Source organism: Streptomyces sp. NPDC088766 (assembly GCF_044750845.1).
Lineage (GTDB): Bacteria > Actinomycetota > Actinomycetes > Streptomycetales > Streptomycetaceae > Streptomyces.
Map to the genome: position 1 here is coordinate 105342 of NZ_JBIVKQ010000012.1, position 19480 is coordinate 124821.

12 protein-coding genes are annotated in these 19480 nt (G+C 75.9%); 9 read left to right on the plus strand and 3 right to left on the minus strand.

Annotation, left to right across the window (positions count from 1 at the left end; genetic code table 11):
• The first annotated feature begins 76 nt into the window (after positions 1-76).
• Positions 77-1006 carry a sirohydrochlorin chelatase gene (locus tag ACIP5W_RS18750; RefSeq protein ID WP_401474222.1) on the plus strand — a complete coding sequence of 310 codons (930 nt, stop codon included), beginning with the start codon at positions 77-79 and terminating at the stop codon, positions 1004-1006.
• A 215-nt stretch (positions 1007-1221) separates the two neighbouring features.
• Here the strand turns inward: ACIP5W_RS18750 and ACIP5W_RS18755 are convergent, their stop codons facing one another.
• Together ACIP5W_RS18755 and ACIP5W_RS18760 are read right to left on the minus strand one after the other, a co-directional pair.
• Positions 1222-2259 carry a lactonase family protein gene (locus tag ACIP5W_RS18755; RefSeq protein ID WP_401474225.1) on the minus strand — a complete coding sequence of 346 codons (1038 nt, stop codon included), beginning with the start codon at positions 2257-2259 and terminating at the stop codon, positions 1222-1224.
• 185 nt (positions 2260-2444) lie between these two features.
• A complete protein-coding gene (locus tag ACIP5W_RS18760; protein ID WP_401474228.1) occupies positions 2445-3938 on the minus strand; it encodes an FUSC family protein in 1494 nt (497 codons plus the stop codon).
• 269 nt (positions 3939-4207) lie between these two features.
• Between ACIP5W_RS18760 and ACIP5W_RS18765 the strand changes: the two genes are divergently transcribed.
• Positions 4208-4684, plus strand: a complete 477-nt coding sequence (locus tag ACIP5W_RS18765; RefSeq protein ID WP_401474231.1) for an Lrp/AsnC family transcriptional regulator — start codon at positions 4208-4210, stop codon at positions 4682-4684.
• Positions 4685-4829: 145 nt separating this feature from the next.
• Here ACIP5W_RS18765 and ACIP5W_RS18770 read toward each other — a convergent pair whose 3' ends face one another.
• Complete coding sequence (locus ACIP5W_RS18770; protein WP_401474234.1) at positions 4830-5603, minus strand: LysR family substrate-binding domain-containing protein; 774 nt, start codon at positions 5601-5603, stop codon at positions 4830-4832.
• 58 nt (positions 5604-5661) lie between these two features.
• On the opposite strand from ACIP5W_RS18770, the gene ACIP5W_RS18775 reads away from it, so the two are divergent.
• The 7 genes from ACIP5W_RS18775 (at position 5662) to ACIP5W_RS18805 (ending at position 19471) form a co-directional block, all read left to right on the plus strand.
• Positions 5662-6057, plus strand: coding sequence for a DUF5997 family protein (locus ACIP5W_RS18775; protein WP_401474237.1), 396 nt, complete (start codon positions 5662-5664; stop codon positions 6055-6057).
• Positions 6058-6209: 152 nt separating this feature from the next.
• Positions 6210-6599, plus strand: coding sequence for a cold shock domain-containing protein (locus ACIP5W_RS18780; protein WP_363090272.1), 390 nt, complete (start codon positions 6210-6212; stop codon positions 6597-6599).
• Positions 6600-6875: 276 nt separating this feature from the next.
• Positions 6876-7730, plus strand: a complete 855-nt coding sequence (locus tag ACIP5W_RS18785; protein ID WP_401474240.1) for a DUF4132 domain-containing protein — start codon at positions 6876-6878, stop codon at positions 7728-7730.
• Entirely contained in the window at positions 7727-12784 is a 5058-nt protein-coding gene (locus tag ACIP5W_RS18790; protein ID WP_401474243.1) for a hypothetical protein, read from the plus strand. Before ACIP5W_RS18785 ends, ACIP5W_RS18790 begins: the two co-directional genes overlap by 4 nt.
• Positions 12785-12819: 35 nt before the next feature.
• Complete coding sequence (locus tag ACIP5W_RS18795) at positions 12820-13989, plus strand: AAA family ATPase (protein WP_401474466.1); 1170 nt, start codon at positions 12820-12822, stop codon at positions 13987-13989.
• A gap of 68 nt (positions 13990-14057) precedes the next feature.
• Positions 14058-17582 (plus strand): DUF5682 family protein, encoded by a 3525-nt coding sequence (locus ACIP5W_RS18800; RefSeq protein ID WP_401474468.1) that lies wholly within the window; start codon positions 14058-14060, stop codon positions 17580-17582.
• Positions 17579-19471, plus strand: coding sequence for a hypothetical protein (locus ACIP5W_RS18805; RefSeq protein ID WP_401474245.1), 1893 nt, complete (start codon positions 17579-17581; stop codon positions 19469-19471). Before ACIP5W_RS18800 ends, ACIP5W_RS18805 begins: the two co-directional genes overlap by 4 nt.
• Positions 19472-19480 lie beyond the last annotated feature (9 nt).

Here is a 19480-nt window from a genome sequence, read left to right on the forward strand (position 1 = left end):
ACAAAACCGGACGGATACCGCTCACCTGCACCCTCCCCGAACAGGGGAGCCCAGGAAGCCAGTAACATGCGGCGCCATGAGCTCCCCCACTGGGCCCGCGTCCGGCCTCCCTGTACGAATGCCGCGCCCCCGCCAGCCCGGGCGGCATCGCCGACCCGAGCCCCTGGCGGCTCCCGAGGGCGCGCCCGCGCTCGTTCTCGCGGTGCCGGGTACGCCGAGCGCCGCCACCCGCGGCCTCGCCGAGGAAGTCGTGAGCATCGCCCGCTCCGAGCTTCCCGGCCTCGACGCGCGCATCGGGTACCTCGACGGGGACGACGCCGGCTTCCCCAGCCTCCAGTCCGTCCTGGCACACGCCGCCGACGAGCGCACCGCCCGCTACGAGCAGGCCCTCGCCGCCGGGGTGGACGCCAAGGAGCCCGACGGCCCGGTCGCCGTCGTCGTACCGCTGCTGGCCGGTCCGGACAGCGCACTGCTGCGCCAGGTCCGCCAGGCCGTCATGGAGAGCCGCGTCGCGGCCGACCTGACCGACGCGCTCGGCCCGCACCCGCTGCTCGCCGAGGCGCTGCACGTGCGGCTCTCCGAAGCCGGTCTGGCCCGCGCCGACCGCGCCCGCCTGTTCACCGTCGCCACGGCCGCGGACGGCATCATCCTCGCCACCGTGGGCGGCGAGGAGGCCGTGCAGGCCGCCGGCATCACCGGGATGCTGCTCGCCGCGCGCCTCGCCGTGCCGGTGATGGCCGCGGCCCTCGACCAGGAGGGTTCCATCGCCTCCGTGGCCGAGCAGCTGCGCGGCTCCGGCTCCCAGCAGCTGGCCCTGGCGCCGTACCTCATCGGTCCGGAGATCGACTCGACGCTGCTGGAGGAGGCGGCCAGGGAGGCGGAGTGCGCGTCCGCCGACGCGCTCGGCCCGTACCCGGCCATCGGCAAGCTCGCCCTGGCCAAGTACACGACGGCGCTGGGGATCGCGCCGCAGCAGCCGCAGGGCACACCTGCCCGCCAGGCGTAAGCGACGCGGTCGCGAGCCCGTACGACCTGCACGGACGCCGAAAGGGCCCGCTCCCGACCGGGGAGCGGGCCCTTCGTCGTGCCTGCGGGCCGGGATGCGGAGCCCGGTGAGCTGGTCCCGCCGGGCTCCCGACGTGTTCGGGGACCAGGGTCTTCCGTGTGGATCAGGTGGATCACGCCGGACCCGCGAGCCCGGCACGATCCGAACGAGAGGCCCTAGCCGAAGACCACGCAGGACGCCGCCGGCACCGGGATCGAGCCGCAGCGCCGGGGCAGTCCGGTCGCCGGGTCGAGGGCGAACCAGGTCACGTCGCCGGAGCGCTCGTTGGCGACGTACAGGAAGCCGGCGGACTCGGTGAGCGCCCGCGGCCAGCGGCCCGCGCAGGGCACTGCGCCGATGAGGCGCAGTGCCTCTCCGCCGCCCTCGACGGCGAACACCGACAGCACGTCCTCGCCGCGGGTGGCCGTCCACACGAACCGTCCGTCGGGCGAGACGACGATGCCGGACGGGTAGGCGTCCCCGGTGGGCGCGCCCGGCAGCACGGGCACCTCCGCCAGCGGCTTCAGGGAGCCGTCCGGGGCGTTCCAGCGGCAGACGGTCACGGTCGGGGTGAGTTCGTTGACGACGTACGCGTGGCCGCCGTCCGGATGGAAGGCCAGGTGACGGGGGCCGGAGCCGGGGCGCAGGGCGAACTCCCGGTACAGGACCGGCCTGCCGTCGCGCAGGTCGCACACCCGCACCGAGTCCGTCCCGAGGTCCACGCTGACCAGGCGGCGTCCGCTCGGGTCCGCCTGGACGTGATGGGCGTGCGGCCCCTGCTGGCGCGGGGTGTGGGGGCCAAAGCCGCTGTGGTGGAGCACGCCGGAGGGCGTCGGGGCGAGGGTGCCGTCGGGCCGGACGGGGACGGCGGTGACACTGCCGGATCCGTAGTCGGCGGTCATGACGTGGCCGTCGAACACGGTGAGGTGGGTGGGACCGCCGCCGACCCGCACGGTCGGTCCGACCTGCTCCGGGACGTCCCCGGCCAGGCTGTACGCGGCCACCGCGCCCTCGGCGGTCTCACTGACGGCGTAGAGCGTGCCGCCGCCCGGTGACAGGGTCAGGTACGAGGGATCGGGAAGGCCGTTCACGCTGCTCAGGACGGTCAGCGCACCGTTGCTCGGGTCCACGGCCGCCGCCACGATCCCGTGCCCTCCGGCCGCCGTGAACGACCCGATGAACGCCCGCCGGGGCCGCCTGCCGACGTCTGCCATCGCTGTCCCCTCTCGTGCCGTCGCTGTCCGGGGTGACGGTAGCAGCCGATCAGACGCGGTCTAGACCAGGGCGGGGCGGGTGACACGGCAGCGTGCCGCGGGGTTTCGCCGGGCGACGCGAACCGTGTCCGAGCACGGAACGCCGACCGGCCGGGCGTGGCGGGCTTCGGCGGTGCCGCGGACGCTCAGGCTCCCACCAGGGGGGAGCCGGACGGGGTGCGCAGGGGGTGGGCCAGTTCCGCCAGGGCTCGTTCCAGGCCGTGCAGGTGGGCCAGGGCGGGTCCGGCCTCCGAGGGGTGCTCGGCGGGGGCGAGGTGTTCCGTGCCACCGTCGGTCAGGGCCTCCACCGCGGCCTGGACGCGCCAGCAGGCGGCGGCGAGGCGGGCGTCGTGGGAGGCCTCCGGGTCGGCGGCGACGGCGACGAGTCCGCGGATCTCGCGCGCGCAGTCGTCGAGCAGGCCGAGGACGCGGCGGGCGCGCGCCTTGCGGCCGAGCATGGGGTTCAGCGGGTGGGTGAGCGGGGCGACGGAGAGCCGGACCCGGCCGAGGAGCTGCTCGAGTTCGGCGACGCGTGCGCCGGGGTCTGCGGCGGGGTCGCCGGCGAGGCGGGCGGCGGCTTCGGCGGTGCCGGTGTGGACGCAGCGCAGCGCGCGCTGGATCCAGGCGTCGGTGACGGCATGGGTGGTGACGGGGAGCACGAACAGCACGGCCAGCCCCGCGCCGAGCGCGCCCACGCCGGTCTCGGCGAGGCGGACCGTCAGCAGGCCGGGGGTGAGCACGCCGAGGAGCCCGTAGAGCAGTTCGGCGAGCAGGGTCACCCAGAGCATCATCCAGGTGTAGGAGACGGCGGCCGTGTAGAAGATGCCGAATACGCAGACGGCGACGAGCGCGGCCGTGGGCGCGCCGGCGCCGTGCACGGGGACGGCGACGAGGAGGCCGAGGCCGATGCCGATCACCGTGCCGAGCACCCGGCGGAAGCCGCGTACCAGAGTCTCGCCGCGGGAGGTGGTGTTGACGAAGATCCACCACGTGGCGCCGACGGCCCAGTACCAGCGCTCCCCGGACACCGCCTGGCCCACGAGGAGCGCGAAACCCGCGCCGGCCGTCGCCTGGACGGCCTGCCGGGTGGTGACCCGGGCGAGGCCACGGCCGCCCGGCGGGGCGGGCGCGGCGGCCGGGGGCAGGCGGCGCTCGTAGCACCACAGGCCGAAGCGCACGGCCGCCGCGCCGAGGACGGAGAGGACGACGGCCGCGGCCAGCTCGGGGAGCCGTCCCCCGGTCGCGTGCAGGAACTGGGCGACGAAGAACATCATGAACGCGAACACGCCCAGACTGTGGCCGCGCGGCCCCCACCGGCGGGCGTACACGCCGGCGCCGGTGACGGCCAGGAAGGCCAGGTCGCGTGCCAGGGGGTGATCGTGCAGGAGGGCCGCGGCGGCCAGGACGGGCAGGCCGGCGGCGGGCAGCAGCGCGGTGGTGACCGCCTGGCCGCGCACGGTGGTGTCGGTGACGGTGAACAGGGCGAGCAGCGCGGCGAGCCCGCCGGTGACGGCACCGGCCAGGGAGTGCCCGGCCAGGCCGCAGACCACGACGGCCAGCCCGATGCCGAGGACGGCCCGCGCGGCGAACCGCAGCCGTACCCGCCCCGGATCCGGAGCCACGAACACCCTCTTCAGCACTTCTCGCCCCCAACGGTCACCCGTGAACACCGGCATGGAAAAGGCGCCGCGGGATCCGCAGCGCCATCGACGGTTCCATGACAGCACCCGTGCCGCCGCTGGCTCAAGTGGCCGGAAAGCGGCTGGTCCATTGGCCCACTGGCCGCTCTTCAGGGAGGGCCATGGAAGGGCCAACGGACCAGGAACGGCCGGTCCGCCCGGAATGCGCCCGCCTGGGCCATTGGTACAGTCGTCCGCGATCACCGATGAACACGAGGAGTCCGGGCACCATGGCCGTCGACCAGCTCGACACCCGCATCCTGCGCCTGCTGCTCGAGCAGCCCCGCACCAGCGTGCGGGAGTACGCGCGCATCCTCGGCGTGGCTCGCGGCACGCTCCAGGCCCGCCTCGACCGGCTGGAGCGCGAGGGCGTGATCATCGGCTCCGGCCCGTCCCTCTCCCCCGCCGCGCTGGGCCACCCCGTGCTCGCGTTCGTGCACATCGAGGTCACCCAGGGCCACCTCGACGACGTCGGTGACGCCCTGGCCGCCGTGCCGGAGATCGTGGAGGTGTTCTCGATCACCGGCGGCGGCGATCTCCTCACCCGGGTCGTGGCCCGCGACAACGCCCACCTGGAGGACGTGATCCAGAAGCTGATCAGCCTGCCCGGCGTGGTCCGCACCCGCACCGAGGTGGCGCTGCGCGAGCGGGTGCCGTACCGCCTGCTGCCGCTGGTGGAGTCGATCGGCCGCACGGCCGGCGGCTGACGGCTGACGGCTGACGGCGGCGACTCCCCGTCGGTCCCGTCCGCACCGGTTGACGCCCTGCGTCGCCCCCTCCACCGCCTGGTCGATCATCCGCACGCCGTCCGTCGGGCGGAGCGCGACCCTCGCGCCGTGACGCCCGGTGGCGCTACGAGCGGCGGCGGGGTCTGCCGCCGGTGCCGCGCCGGCCGCCGCCTCCCTTGGCGCCACCGGCGCGGCCCCGGGCGGCTCCGCCCGAGCCGGCCTTGCGCGGGCCGCCGCCGGTCCTCGTTTCGGGGCGCTCGGCCTTCGGCTCGGCCGACGGCTGCCGGTCCCGGCCACGGGTGCTGTTGACCGTGCGGCCGCGGACGATGCCGATGAAGTCCTCGACCAGGTCGGTGGTGGCGTCCTGCGGCCAGGCGAGGGCGACGCCGGACTGCGGGGCGCCGACGAGGGTGCGGTAGGTGAGGTCGCGGCGGTGGTGCAGCCGGGCCAGCGACTGGGGCACGACCAGCACGCCGATGTTCGCCGCGACCAGCTCGATCGCGTCGGCCGTGGTCGCCGGGCGCTCGAAGGCGGGCTCCCCCGGGAGCCGTTCCCAGTCGAGGACGTCGTCCAGCGGGTGGACCACCACCTCGTCGGCGAGGTCGTCGAGGATCACCTCGTCGGCCGCCGTGATCACGTGGTCCTTGGGGATTACGACGACCGTGGTCTCGGTGTAGAGGGGGATCGCGCTGAACACCGTACGGTCCACCGGGAGCCGGACGAAGGCCGCGTCGGCGGTGCCCTCGCGCAGCATGACGGGGGCCTCGGCGGGCGCCGTCTGAAGGAGGACGAGGGGTACGTCGGGCAGGCGCTCCTGCCAGGTCCGCGCCCACTTGGCGGGGGTCACTCCGGGGACGTACGCGAGCCGGAACGAGGGGGAATCCGCCGAGTCGGTCATCCCGCCAGGTTACCGGCTGTGGTCGGCGGTCCGGTTCGCGGCCGATACCCTGGACGGCATGACGTCGCACCAGAGCACCCAGACGATGAAGCCCGCGACCGCGGCGAAGAAGCTGGGTGTGTACCTCCCCGCCACCCCCGCCGAGTTCCAGGAGGGTGTCGTCACGCGCGCCGAGCTGAACGAGCTCCAGGCGAACCCGCCGGAGTGGCTGCGCGCCCTGCGGGACAAGGGCCCGCACCCCCGTCCGGTGGTGGCGGCCAAGCTCGGCGTGTCCATCGCCGGACTGGCGCGCGGCGGTGTCACGGAGGCGCTGACCACCGAGCAGATCCAGGAGATCAAGGACGCCGGGCCCGAGTGGCTGGCGAAGGAGCGCGCCACCCAGGCCGAGGTCCGCAAGGAGGCGGCGCGCCTGCGGCAGCGCGACGCCGAGAAGGCGGCCGGCGCGGAGTCCTGACCCGCCTTTGGTACGGCGTCGGAGCCTGACCCGCCTTCGGTACGGCGTCGGAGCCCGCCCCGTGCGCCCGTGGTGGTCGCCCCCGGCCGTCGGGGTGACTACGATCTGGTCAGGTTCACCGATGTGGGTGTGCGAGGTCGCTGGGGGTTGGGATGGTTGCTGGTCGTGTGGTGCGCTTCGACAGCCAGCGGGGTTACGGGTTCATCGCGCCCGACGACGGCGGGGAGGACGTCTTCCTGCACGTCAACGACATGCTGATGCCCGAGTCGCAGGTCCGCCGGGGCATCGTCGTCGAGTTCGAGATCGAGGACGGCGAGCGCGGACCGAAGGCCTCCGGGGTGCGGCTCGCGCGCGGGGCGGACGGCAAGCCGCTCGCGGCCGACGACGACGTCCTGTGCGACGTGCTCAGCACGGAGGAGTTCACCCGCGACGTCACCGAGGCCCTGCTGACGGCGGCGCCCTCGCTGACCGCCGAGCAGATCCTCCAGGTGCGCTCCGGGCTGGCCCAGTTCGCGAAGAACCACGGCTGGGTCGAGGGCTGACCTCCCCCGCCGGCCCCCGGCCGCTCTCCCCGGCCGCCCCCTGTCGGTACACCTCCCGTCACCGGCCCGTGGGCCGCGTACCGCCTGGCCCCCGCCGCCCGTTTCCACCCGGCCCGTTTCCACCCGGTGGTTCGAGGGCGTGCGGCGCGGCGACGATCGAGGCCCCCGGTTCCAGGAGAACGGTCGCCGGAACGCCGGCCTCTCGTCGGAGACCCGTTGTCAGTGGCCTGATCTAGAGTTCCCGTCACTTGATCACTGCGGGTGCGGGAGGCACGCATGGGGTGGGTGTCGGCCGGCGGCTATGAAGTCGCCCTCGACGACGGCAAGGTGGTGTGCCGCAACGCGGCGGGGCGACGGTTGAAGTCCGTTCCGCCCAAGATCGCCGACGATCCGGCCGTGGTGGGCCTGCGTCAGCTCGTCGAATGGCTGGAACGGCACGAACAGCGGTGCCTGACCGACGTGGAGCGCTGGATGGTGCGCTCGCTGCCGGTGCCGTTCGCCGTTCTCGCGCGGGTGTGGCCCGACCCGGCGTGGCAGGCCGCCCTGCGCGACCTCGTCGTCACCGGGCAGGACGGCGAGGTGGCCGGATTCCTGCGGGACGCCGACCCCGAGCGCGGCCTCGGCCTCGTCGACCTCGACGGCGACACCGTCCGCATCACCCCCGGCCTCGTCCGCCTCCCGCACCCCGTGCTCCTCGAAGACCTGGAGGACCTCAGGGAGTTCGCCGTCGAACTCGGCGTCGAGCAGCGCGCCCAGCAGCTGTTCCGCGAGGTCTGGCACCGGCCCGCCACGCTCGATCCGGAGGGCACCTCCGTCGAGGAGTACGCCGGCGGCGCCTTCAAGGAGCTGCGTTTCCTGCACGGCAGGGCCGCCCAGCTCGGCTACCGCGTGCGCGGCGGCAGCGCCGTCTGCTCCGTCCTGGAGGACGGCCGGGGCGTCGAGGCCCGGGTGTGGATCGGCGACTACGAAGGCTACGAGGAGACGGAGACCGGCCCTCTCACCTTCACCGACACCGCCGGCCGGGCGCTGAAGCTCGGCCAGGTGGGGCCGGTGGCCTGGTCGGAAGGCATGCGCATGGCGGCCTCGCTGTACGCCGGGCGGAACATCGAGGACGAGGAGCAGGCGGCATGACGACGTACGACGAGACGGCTTTTGCGGCACTGCTCGACGCCGGCGCGATCCTGCCGCCGGGCACCACCGGCCGGGAGGACGCCGACGTCCTCACCGTGCGCACGTACACGCATCCCGCCCTGGACGAGCGCAGGATCGTGCGGCTGGTGCCGGGCACACTCGGCGAGGCGGAGGACCTGGCGCTGGACTTCCTCGGCCTGGTCCGGGATCCGGAGACGCCGGAGGTCGGGCAGATACGCCGGGAGACGCTCGGCTTCCCCGCCTGGGCGCTGGTCAACGACCCGGCGAACGGCCACCACGCGCTGGCCCTCGTCAAGGACGTCGAGCGGCTCGCACGGCAGGCCAAGTCCCGCCCCGGCACCGCCAAGGAGGGCTTCGAGGCGCTCGGCGAACGGCTCGGCCGGGCCGTGCCGCACTTCCTGCCCACCTTCTACGAGCAGGCCGCCCGCGTCTTCCTCCAGCACGAGAACACCACGTACGCCGCCGCGTTCTTCGGCAAGGCCCGCGAGGCCGAGCGGGTGCACGCGCTGGCCGTGGACGAGGAACGGCAGCGCGCCGTGTTCCTGGAGTTCGCGTTCGCCGGGGCGCTCACCGTGAAGGCGCTCAAGGAGCACGTCAAGGCTCTCGCGGCGCGCCTGAGCCCCGCCGACGCCTGGAGCCAGTTCCGGCAGCTGACGGTGGAGCGCTGCGCGGCCGGTATGCCGCCGTACGCCTCGCTCCCGCAGGACGCGCGCGGGCTGATCAAGGCCGCGGGCCTGGACCGGGTCACCGAGGAGTGCGCGCTGGTCGCCGACCTGATCACCTCCCCGGCGGCGGTCCGGGCGCCCGCGTCCTTCTGGAACACCTACCGGGCGACGCTGGTGCTGCTCGCGCGACAACAGCCCGCCGTGCGGGCCCGGCTGCTGGAGATCATGCCGGCCGGCCTGGGCCGCGCCACGCGCGACGACGAGTTCTGGCTGGACCTGCTCACCGAGTGCGGCGCGGATCTGCTGCTCACCGGAGAGACCGGTTCCGACGTGGACGCGGCGGACTGGCTCAGCCGCTGGTCCCTGCACCGCAAGCACGGCAGCTCGGTCAGCGGCCGCTCGCCCGCCACCCTGGCGCTCGTCCGGCGGATGGCGTCGCGGCTGCGCGAGGGCGGCCGGCCCGTCGACCTCTTCACCGGCCGCTGGCACTCCGGCGCCGACCTGGACCTGCTCGACCTGTGCCTGGCGGAGGACGTGCCGCTGGCCGACCCCGGCGCCGGCCAGAACGTCTTCCTGCCCCTGGGCCAGTGGCTGAAGGACAAGGCGCCGGGGCGGCAGGACCTGACGGCCCTCGCGGCGCACCCGCGCCACCGCCGGCTGCTGTACCTGTCCGTCGGCACGCTCAGCGGCCACCGGCCGGACACGCAGCTGCTGGAGGGGCTGGCCGGTCATCCCGTCCTCGCCGACGTGCTGCGCCAGTGGCTGGAGGACGCGGCCGGGGAGCTGACCGCCGCGGCCGGTCTGCCCGCCGCGCGCGCGGCGCTGGAGAGACTGCGGCCGTTTCGCGCGGTGGCGGCCCGGGTCAGCCCCGCCGCCGTCGCCGAGGTCGCCGCGCACGAGGTCGCGCCGCTGCTGGGCCGCACGCTGCGCGCCGGCATCCCGGACGAACTGGTCTGGCCCGCTCTCGAAGAGGCGCTGAAGCGGCTCGACGCCGAGACCAGGCGCGACCGTGACGACACCCTGCGCGTCGAGGAGGCCTGGCCCGCGCTGATCCTCTCCCGCAAGCACAAGGTGATCGTCGTCGGCCCCGAGGACATCCTCCTCGAACACGAGGTGCGGCTGCCCGACGGCCTGGACCGCTGGCAGCGTCCGTCGTTCCGCTTCACGGACGGCGAGCTGCTGGTGACCTGGCCGCACGGCAGCAAGCAGTTCGGCTACTGGTCGGCCCGCCCCTCCGACACGTTCCCCCTGAGCGGCGAACGGGCCTCCCACTGGTACGGCGCCAGCGACGCCGGTGAACCCTCGATCCCGCTGCCGGGAGGCGGCCGGGCCACCGGCGGCCGCACGCTGCACGCCGGCGACACCGTCCTGCCGCCGAGCCGCCGCATCCTCGGCGACGGCACCTCGTACTGGCGTCAGGGCCGGCAGGGGCGCAAGCAGGTGTGGCTGGAGTACGACCCGGCCACCGGCACCCACGGGCGCGCCTCACTGCCCGCGTTCCTGCGGACAGGCGTCACCGACGAATCCACGCTGCTCCAGCAGCACTGCGCGGTGCTGCCGCTCCAGCCCGGTCTGGAACACAGCCCGTTCGGTACGGACGGCACGGTCCTCGGACGCTGGGTGCGCGAGGAGGGCGAGGGCGCCGAGGCCCGCATCACCGCCGGCACGCCGGACGGGCGCACGGTCTGCCTGCCGAAGGGCCGCGACGGCGTCGCGCGCGGCGTGCCGGTCGGCGCACTGCGGCTCCCCGGAGGGGCCGAACCCGTCGTCGTCGCCCTGCACCGGCAGATCGCCTTCCACACCGCGGACGACACCTCCGAGTCCGGGGAGTCGGGACGGGTGACCCCGCTGGAGCGGGGCGGCGAGTTCGCCGCCGGCACACGGCTGGTCCCGCCGGTCGACTTCTGGCACGCGCTGCGGCCCCGGGACGAGGCCGCGTCGGCGGTCCTGCGGGCGCTGAGCGACGAGCAGGCGGCCACGGTGCTGCGCACCGGCGCGGAGGCGCTCGCCGAGCACGCCGCGCGCGTGGCGGCGGCGAAGGCCGCCACGGCGGGCGCGGCCGAGGGTGCGGCGGCCACGACGGGGACGTCCGCGGTGTCGAACGACGCCGCCGACGGCAAGCCCGTCCTGCCGACCGCCGACGAGGTCCTGCGCGAGGCGGTCTCCCGTTGCCTGCCCGGTATCGGCGAGCGGCGCCTGCTCATCGGGGTCTCCGCGCTGGTGCGCGCGGTGCTGCGGCTCGCGGAGTCGACCGCCGCGTTCGTGGCTCCTCCGGTGGAGCTGAAGCCGGTGCAACGGCGGCGCGTCGAGGGCATGTTCGACGACTACAGTCCCCGGCACGCGGACGACCAGACGCTGCGGGAGGCCACCGCCGGCCTCGCCGACCAGCAGGGCTGGTGGGGCAACGGGCAGCAGTGGAGCGCCGTGCGGCAGATCCGCGCCGTCAACCACGTGCTGTCCGGCAGGCCCGCCGACGGCAGGCCGCTGCCCGAGCGCTCCCGGTCGACGGGGTCCGCGGAGGGATGGCGGAGCGACGAGTTCACCGTCCCCGGCATCGGGATGCTGTGGCCGTCCCTGCTCGACGTGCTGCGGCCCCTGGCCTACCGTGCCGCCTCCCCGGTCCTCTCCGACGCGCACCGGGAGGCTCTCCTGGTGCTGTTCGAGGTGATCGCGGACGGACGGCTGGCCGCGGCCGACGGCGCCGCTCTGCGGGAGGTCGTGCTGAGCGAGCCGCAGCACAAGCACGAGCGTGTGGGCCAGGTGCTGCGCCGCGAAGGCCGTACGGTCGTCGTGCTCGGCTGCCGCCAGGTCGACCGCGAGAAGGGCCGGGTGCACTGGCTGGCCCTGGACCACGACCCGTCCGGCGCGTTCGGCGCGATCGCCCACTTCGTGCTGGAGCGGGAGACCGCGCACCCGCCGGTGTTCCCCGCCGACGCCCTGGCCGCCGTCACCGGGCTGATCCGGGACAAGGGCGCCGCGCCCTGGCAGCCGGAGGCTCCGGACGCGCTCACCGCCGCGACGGGGGGCGGGCTCGGGCCCGTGCAGTCGGCGCTGCTGCTGGCCGGCAAGCCGGTGCAGGTGGCCACGGACCTGCTCGCGACCATCGGCCTGAAACCCCGTCAGAAGGCCTTCGGTGACGGCCTGCTGACCTCCTTCCGGCTCGGCGACGGGCCCGCCCTCGTCGGCGCCCTGCTGCCCGACAGCCCCGGCGACCTGTGGACCGCCGGCCCGGACACGGCGGCCGCGGGCCGGGTCTGGCAGGAGCGGTTCGGCGGGTTCGTCCGTCTCCCCGAGGACATCGCCGCCGACCTCGAACTCGCCGGAGTCTCCGCCGGTGCGGCCGAGGACGTGCTCAACCCGACGCGTACGCCCTGGATCAGCCGCACCACCGTCCAGCGGCCGGGCAGGAACGGCGACCTCGTCCCCGACGACGCCCGGGCGCTGCCCGGCCGCCACCACCTGTCGAACGCCGTGGCCTCCCTGGCCGGGCTCGCCTACACGCTGCCGTACGGCCATCCGCTGCGCGCCGCCCTCCCCGAGGGGCTCGCCGCGGTCCGCCGCCGCCTCACGGACCCGGGACTGCTGCTCGACCTCGACGTCACCTGGGCGGAGAAGGGCATGACCGCCCCCGCCCTGCGCAAGGCCTACGGTCTGCCCGCCACCGGCGGCGGTGACGCGGACGGTCTGACCCGGCTGGGCGAAGCACTCGTGCTGCGCCCCTGGTACCAGGACCAGGAGGCGGTCCTGGTGCGGCCGGCCGGGCTGAGCGGGCCGGACGACGCCGTGTTCGGACTCGTCGAAGGGCTGGCCGGACCGGGACGCGGCGGCGGCCTGCGCGCGCTGCGGGCCGTCCTCGGCGACGACCTGGCCCGTGCGCTCGCCGCCGGCACCGGTCCCGAGGAGGCCGGCGGGCACGCCCAGGACCCGATGGCCACCGTGCCGGAGCTGGTCGCGGAGGTCGCCGGTGCGCACGGCCTGAGCGAGGACGCGGCGGCGCTCTACCTCCAGCTGCTCGCCCTGCCCGATCCCACGGACCGCAACTGCGCCCGCTGGACCGGCTGGAAGCCCGCGCGGACGAAGAGGGCCCGTGCGGAACTCGCGGCCACCGACCTGGTCGTGGAGGCCAAGCGGCCGCGTGCCGGGCGCACCCTCTTCCTGCCGTGCGGCTGGCGCGAGCCGAAGGCGCCCGCGCTGCCGGTCGAGGTGTGGAAGGAGGGCCTGTATCCGGTGGGCGAGCGCGTCCGTGCGGTGCCGCTGATGCCGGTGCCCGAGCTGTTCACCCGCGCGTGGGACCGCGTCCGGGCCGGCGACGCCCCGGCCTACGAGGAACTGACCACCCGCGCCACCCGAAAGGGCCGCCGCCGATGACCACCGTCCCCCCGCACCTGGAAGAACACGCGCCGATGACGACCACCCTCTCCCCCGCCCCGGCCCGCCAGGTCGTCCCGCCCGAGGACCGGCACGCCACCGAACTGGCCTTCCTCGCCGCGTACGACGACGGGCCGCGCCCGCCCGCCTGGCGGCTGACCCCGCGGGCGGTCGTCACGTTCGTCATGGGCAGCGACGGACGGGCCCTGAAACTGCCCGACGGGGCCGAGGCGGCCGAGGGGGTGCCGCGCCGGCTCGTGATCGAGGGCAAGTTCGTGGGCGACCGGGCCCTGGTCGAGCGGTGTGTGGTGACCCTCGCGGGCGAGCGCGGTCTGCTGCTCGTCGGCGAGCCCGGCACCGCCAAGTCCATGCTGTCGGAGCTGCTGTCGGCCGCCGTGTGCGGCACCAGCGGCCTGGTCGTGCAGGGCACCGCGGGCACCACGGAGGACCAGCTCAAGTACGGCTGGAACTACGCCCTGTTGCTGGCGCAGGGACCGAGCCGGCAGGCGCTGGTGCCCTCGCCGGTGCTGACCGCCATGCGCCGGGGCGGTATCGCACGGGTCGAGGAGGTCACCCGCTGTCTGCCCGAGGTGCAGGACTCCCTCGTGTCGCTGCTCTCCGAACGGCGCATCGCGGTACCCGAACTGGCCGGCTCCGAGGACGCGTTGGCGCACGCGGCACCCGGATTCAACCTCATCGCCACCGCCAACCTGCGCGACAAGGGGGTCTCCGAGATGTCCGCGGCCCTCAAGCGCCGCTTCAACTTCGAGACGGTCGGCCCCATCCCGGACGTCGACGCGGAGACGGCGCTCGTGCGCAGCCAGGCACGGGCGTCGGTGGAGCGGGCGGGGGCGCCGTTCCACGTCGACGACGCGGTGCTGGAGGCGCTGGTGACGGCCTTCCGGGACCTGCGCGAGGGCCGGTCGGCGGAGGGTTGGGAGGTGGAGCGGCCGTCCACCGTGATGAGCACCGCCGAGGCCGTGTCGGTGGCGGGGGCCCTGGCTCTGGCGGCGGCGTACTTCCCGGGGGACCGTGACGTGCTCGGCCTGCTGCCGGGCCACCTGCTGGGCGTGGTCCGCAAGGACGACCCCGCCGACGCGGCCCGGCTGCGCGGCTACTGGGACGGTCCCGTCCGCCGCCGCGCGGAGCAGGGTTCCGCCACCTGGCGCACCCTGTGGGACCTGCGCACGGTTCTGGAGGGCTGACGGCCGTGTCCCTCTCCCGCCTCTCCACCCGCCTCGGGCCGGACGCGGCCGGATCCGGCTCCGGTCAGGTGCCGTCCGGTTCCCGTCCCGGTTCCGTGCCTCCCGAGGAGGCCCTCGCCGCCCTGACCGGCCCGGCGGCGCCCTACCTGGTGGGCGTACGGCATCACGCTCCCTCCCTGGCCGCGGCGGTGCCCGCGCTGCTGGACGCGGCGAAGCCGGACGTGCTGCTCATCGAGCTGCCTGCCGAGATGCAGGAGTGGCTGCCGTGGCTCGGGCACGAGGAGACGCGGGCCCCGGTCGCGCTCGCCGCCGCCCCCGCTGACGGGAGGGGCGGCGCGGGGCCGGCGTTCTATCCGTTCGCGGACTTCTCGCCCGAGCTGGCCGCCGTGCGCTGGGCGAACCGCCGGGGCGTGCCGGTGGTCGCCTGCGACCTGCCGCTCGCCGACCGGGCGTGGGGGGAGGGCCGGGCCGCCGCCCCGGCACCGGGTGCGGGCGGTCCCGGGCTGGCCGCCGCGCTGCGGGCCGGGGTGAGCGGCCGTCCCGGGGACGATCTGTGGGACCGGCTCGTCGAGGCCACCGCCCCCGGTTCGCCGCCGGAGGCCCTGCGCCGGGCGGCCCTGCTCACCGGCTGGGCGCTGCGCGAGGACGCGGCCGCGGCGGGCGGCGTGCCCGAGCTGGACCTGCGGCGGGAGCGGTGGATGCGGGCGCGGATCGCTCGGGCCACCGCACACGGGGAGCGGGCCGCCGTGGTGGTCGGGGCCTTTCACGCCCCGGCGCTGGTGGGTGGACACCCGGAGGAGGCGGAAGAGGCCGGTCAGGCCGCAGCCGGCCCGGACCGCCCCGCGTGGACCACGTCTCTCATCCCCTACACCTACGCCCTGCTGGACGAGCGGTCCGGTTATCCGGCGGGCATCCGGGACCCCGAGTGGCAGGACATGGTCCTGCGGGCCGCGGGCGTCCCCGAGGCGCTGGAAGAGGCGTTGACGCGGGCCGCCGTCCGCGTCTGTGCCGAGCTGCGCCTTCTCGGCCACCCGTCGGGGCCCGCCGACGCGCGGGAGATCGTCCGGCTCGCCTCCGATCTGTCCCGGCTGCGCGGGCTGCCCGCGGCGGGCCGGGGTGAGCTGGTGGAGGCCGTGCAGACGGTGCTGACGCAGGGTGAGCCGTACGGGCGGGGGCGGGCCGTGGCGCGGGCGATGGAACGGGTGCTGGTCGGTACCCGCACCGGGCGGCCCGCGCCGGACGCGCCGCGCTGCGGTCTGGCCCCGGCGGTGGAGAGCGAGGTGGCGGAACTGGGCCTGCCCGGACCGGCGGACGGGGTGCCCGGTGCGGCGCGGGATCTGCGTCTGGACCCGCTGCGCTCCGATCTCGACCGGCGCCGTGAGCTGCTGCTGCGCCGGCTGGCGGTGTGCGGGGTGCCGTACGGGGAGGCGAAGGAGGTGAGCGGCGCTGGGGGTGCCGAGGCACTCACTTCGCGCTGGGAGGTGCGCTGGACGCCCGCGACGGCGGCCATGCTGACCTCGGCCGGTGTACGCGGGGTCACCGCCGCCCAGGCCGCAGAAGGGGTGCTGCGCGAACGGCGGCGCGCCGAGGAGGACGAGGGCGGGCCGACGGCGGCGCAGGCACTCGACGGGCTGGCGCAGGCCGCCGAGTGCGGTCTGACCGGGCTCGCGGACGAACGCCTCGACGACCTCGCCGAGGTGCTCCCCGGCGCCGGCACCCTGCCCGAGCTGCTGGCCGGGCTGGCCCTGCTGGACCGGCTGCGGGCCGGGCACGTCCCCGGCCTCGGCGCCGACGGGGACCGTACGGCGCGGGCGGCCGGCGTGGCCGGGCTGCTCACGTCGGCGGCGGTGCGGCAGGTGGACGGCCTGACCGGTTCCGAGGAACTGGCGGACGCCCGCGCCCTGCTCGAACTGGCCCACCGTGCCGACCTGTCGGGCGGCATCAGGCTCACCGATGCCCTTGGCCGGCTGGCGGCCGACGGGTCCCCGCTGATGCGCGGCGCCGCCGGGGCCGTACGCGTGCTGCTCGGGCAGGAGGATCCGCGGGTGTTCGGGGACCGGGTGGCGTCCTGGGTCGACGGGGCCGTCGACGCCGACTCGCGGGCCGCGCTCACCGCGCGGCTCGGCGGGCTGCTGACCGCCGCCGGTCCCCTGCTGGAGGCGGCGGCGCCCGCGCTGGAACCCCTGCTCGACCGGGTGTCGGAGCTGCCCGACCGGGAGTTCCTCGACCGGCTCCCGGCGCTGCGCGGCGGCTTCGACGCCCTCAGCCCCGCGGCCCGCGACCGTCTGCTGGCGGCCGTCGAGGAACGCCTCGACGTCTCGCACGTCGCGGACACCGGCGGTGTCGACCCGGCCGCGCTCGCCGCCTGGACGCGGGCGGACCTCGCCGGCCGCGAGACCCTGCGGGCTCTGGGGCTGCTGCCCGCGCCCGCCGCTGCGCAAGCGGACGTGCTCGTCGGGTCGCCGGGGGCTCGGGCCGAGGGCGGTCTGCTCGCCCCCGGTGACCGCTGGCGACTCGTCCTGGGCCGCAGGAAGGATCAGCTTCCCTCCTCGGCGGCCTCGCTCGCGACCGCGCTGGACGAGCTGTACGGCAGCGGGCGCGGGGAGGGCAGCAGGGGCGGCCTGACCGGGCGCGGCTCGGGCGGTGGCCGGGAGGTGCCCTATCCCGGCGTGCGGGAGTGGTCGCAGGAGCTGGCGGTGCTGTTCGGTCCGGGCATCCGGGAGGAGGTGCTGGCGGCGGCCGCCGCTTCGGGGCGCACGGACGTGCTCGCCGAGCTGGACGCGGACAGCGTGCGCCCCTCGGTCGACCTGCTGCGCACCGTGCTGAGTCACGCGGGCGGTCTGCCCGAGGCCCGGCTGGCCGCGCTGCGTCCGCTGGTCCGGCGGCTGGTCGAGGCCCTGACCCGGCAACTGGCCACCCGGCTGCGGCCGGCCCTGCACGGCACGGCCCTGCCCCGCCCGAGCAGACGGCCGGGCGGCGGTCTCGACCTGCCGCGCACCCTGCGCGCCAACCTGGCGACCGCGCGCCGCGCCCCCGACGGCACGATCCGGGTCATCCCCGAGCACCCCGTGTTCCGCACCCGTGCGCGGCGGTCCGCGGACTGGCGGCTGATCCTGGTCACCGACGTGTCCGGGTCCATGGAGGCGTCTACGGTCTGGGCCGCGCTCACGGCGTCGGTGCTGGCCGGGGTGCCGACCCTGTCCACGCACTTCCTGGCGTTCTCCACCGAGGTCATCGATCTCACGGGGCACGTCGAGGACCCGCTGTCGCTGCTGCTGGAGGTCAGCGTGGGCGGCGGCACGCACATCGCGGCGGGACTGCGGCACGCCCGTGAGCTGGTCACCGTCCCCTCGCGGACCCTCGTCGTGGTCGTCAGCGACTTCGAGGAGGGCTATCCGCTCGGCGGGCTGCTCGCCGAGGTCCGCGCGCTGGTCGGGGCGGGCTGTCACGTCCTGGGCTGCGCGAGCCTCGACGACACGGGCCGGCCCCGCTACTCCACGGGCGTCGCCGGTCAGCTCGTCACCGCGGGCATGCCCGTGGCCGCCCTCAGTCCACTCGAACTCGCCCGCTGGGTAGGGGAGAAGATCGCATGACCCCGGACCTGTCCGCGGAACACCCGGACCCGGAAGGGACCACTGATCGCCCTGGCCCGGAAGGGACCTCGCGTCACCCGAACCCGGAAGGGACCTCGCGTCACCCGGGCCCGGAAGGGGCCTCGGACCGTCCGGGCGCGGGGCTGCCCCCGGTCGCCCCGTCCGTCACCGCCGAGCTGGTCGGGGCGCTGTCGCCCCGGCTCCGCAAGCGGCTGGACGCGGGGGTCGCCAAGCTCGCGGCCCGTCCGGTGGTGCGCGACGGCGACATCGTACGGATCGCCGTCGACGACGGCACCGACCTCGAACTGCGCGCCTCCGGCGGGGCGGTGACCAGCACGGACGCCATCCGCTGCGGCTGCCTGCTGGCACCGGACTGCCTGCACCGCGCGGCCGCCGCCTCGGCGGCGCCGGTCGCCGAGGACACACCACCGGCCGCACCGGCCGGCGAACCGGCGGACACGGCAGGGGTGTCGCGGGAGGACGCCGGACCCGAAACCGGACCCGAGCCGCAGTCCGCCGGGCCGGAGGAACGCGCCGCCGCCCGTGCGGTGTTCGAGGCGGCGGCCGCCGTTCTGGAGGCCGGCACCGACGGGGCCGGCGCCGTGCTCCAGTCCGAGTTGCTGCGCGCCGCGCACACCGCACGCCTCGCAGGTCTCCCGCGCGCCTCGGCCGCCGCGGTCTCCGTGGTCACCGGGGTGCGCGCGGCCCGTTCCGCCGACCCGGCCCACCGCCTCGACGACCTCGCGGACGCGCTCCGCGGCGTCCTGGCCGTGGCGCACCGTCTCCCTCACGCCACGGGCCCCGACCTGGCCGAACTGCGCGGCACGGCACGGCAGCCGTACCGCCCCGACGGCTCCCTGCGGCTGTACGGACTGTTCTCCGAGCCGGTCCTCACGACCACCGGTTACGCGGGCGCGGTCACCTGGACCGCCGATGCCGACGGCCGCCTCTACACGGTGTCCGACGTGGCGCCCGGCGGTCCCGGCCGCGCGACCGGTGCCGCCGACCGGGCCGTCCGGATCGGCGACACCTCCCTGACACACCGTGAACTGGCGCGCGCGGGTCTCGCCGTGTCGGGCGCGACCGTCTCGCCGACGGGGCGCCTCGGCGCGGGGGCGGGGGTGCGGGCGGTGCGCGCGTCCGGCGCGGCATGGCGCGGCGAGCCGCTGGACCGGCTGTGGGCCGTACCCGTAGCCGATCAGGTGGCGCGAGCCCTCGGGGGCGGTCATGATCTGCTGTTCCTAGAGGTGACGCTCCGGGGCGCGGTCCGGGAGCCGGCGGGCGACTGTCTGCTGGCCGACTGCGCCGGCGTGCCCCTGCGGCTGGCGGTGGCCCACGACGCGCCCGCTCTGCCGTACCGCGAGAATCTGCGTCTGCTGGCGGCGTCCGGGGGCGGCAGCGTGCGGGTCGTGGCCCGGCTGGCGCCCGGGCCGGTTCCCCGTGCGCTGCTGCTGGCCACCGAGCACCCGAGCGACCCGGCAGCCCGGGTGGACCTGGGGCTGGACCGGCTCCAGCACGCGGACCTGCCCGCGACGACGTCCCGGGACGGGATTCCGGCTCCGGCCCCGGACGTGGACGAGGCACCGCTGCACCTGCTGCGCCGTCGGGTCCACCAGGCCGTGTCGGGGGGCCGCCGGGTGCTGGCCTTCCCGGGCGGCGCGGCGGGCGACGGGGCCCGGCTTCGCCGCGTGGGGCTCGGCACGGCGGGTGACCTCCTCGACGCGCTGCACGCCGCCGCGGCGGACCGCGCCCGTGACGCGTTCGGTCGGCTCCTGCCGTCGGACTCGGGGCGTTTCGCGAGCGCGTGGCTGGCGGCGGCGCTGTACACGGGCGAGGTCGAGCGGGCGCTGTGCGCGCAGGCGTGGGGGGTGGCCGCGCTCCCGGCGTGAGGGCGATCC

Bases quoted from the DNA above. Each gene is read 5' to 3' on its own strand.
- ACIP5W_RS18780 (WP_363090272.1), top strand. From the start codon at position 6,210: ATGGTTGCTGGTCGTGTGGTGCGCTTCGACAGCCAGCGGGGTTACGGG.
- ACIP5W_RS18765 (WP_401474231.1), top strand. From the start codon at position 4,208: ATGGCCGTCGACCAGCTCGACACCCGCATCCTGCGCCTGCTGCTCGAG.
- ACIP5W_RS18755 (WP_401474225.1), bottom strand. From the start codon at position 2,259: ATGGCAGACGTCGGCAGGCGGCCCCGGCGGGCGTTCATCGGGTCGTTC.
- ACIP5W_RS18750 (WP_401474222.1), top strand. From the start codon at position 77: ATGAGCTCCCCCACTGGGCCCGCGTCCGGCCTCCCTGTACGAATGCCG.
- ACIP5W_RS18775 (WP_401474237.1), top strand. From the start codon at position 5,662: ATGACGTCGCACCAGAGCACCCAGACGATGAAGCCCGCGACCGCGGCG.
- ACIP5W_RS18770 (WP_401474234.1), bottom strand. From the start codon at position 5,603: ATGACCGACTCGGCGGATTCCCCCTCGTTCCGGCTCGCGTACGTCCCC.
- ACIP5W_RS18805 (WP_401474245.1), top strand. From the start codon at position 17,579: ATGACCCCGGACCTGTCCGCGGAACACCCGGACCCGGAAGGGACCACT.
- ACIP5W_RS18790 (WP_401474243.1), top strand. From the start codon at position 7,727: ATGACGACGTACGACGAGACGGCTTTTGCGGCACTGCTCGACGCCGGC.
- ACIP5W_RS18795 (WP_401474466.1), top strand. From the start codon at position 12,820: ATGACGACCACCCTCTCCCCCGCCCCGGCCCGCCAGGTCGTCCCGCCC.
- ACIP5W_RS18785 (WP_401474240.1), top strand. From the start codon at position 6,876: ATGGGGTGGGTGTCGGCCGGCGGCTATGAAGTCGCCCTCGACGACGGC.